The organism is Microbulbifer okhotskensis, assembly GCF_023895975.1.
In the GTDB taxonomy this organism is placed as follows: Bacteria; Pseudomonadota; Gammaproteobacteria; order Pseudomonadales; family Cellvibrionaceae; genus Microbulbifer; species Microbulbifer okhotskensis.
This window is the reverse complement of record NZ_JALBWM010000501.1, coordinates 1-238: the sequence shown is the minus strand read 5'-3', so window position 1 is coordinate 238 and position 238 is coordinate 1. Positions and strand designations below refer to the sequence as shown.

Sequence of the window (238 nt, the reverse complement as noted above, 5' to 3'; positions counted from 1 at the left end):
GGAATCACCACCGCCGGAATCTGCGCAAAGAACACGCCACGCCCGCCCTCGATAAACGCCAGCGGCAGAAAGGCCGCCACCGTAGTGAGCACACCGAAGGTCACCGGGATGGCGACTTCTTCGGTGCCGCGAATGGCCGCATGCAGGCTGCTTTCGGCCCGGCGCATGTGACTGTAGACGTTTTCCCCGGTCACAATGGCATCGTCCACCACTATACCCAGCACCAGAATAAAGCCAA

Annotated in this window: 1 protein-coding gene; it reads right to left on the bottom strand. The window is 60.9% G+C overall.

Going from position 1 to position 238, the window contains the following annotated elements; all coding sequences use genetic code 11:
- Positions 1–238 (bottom strand): efflux RND transporter permease subunit (locus MO867_RS23080; protein ID WP_252473490.1); only part of this gene is annotated, 238 nt, incomplete at both ends.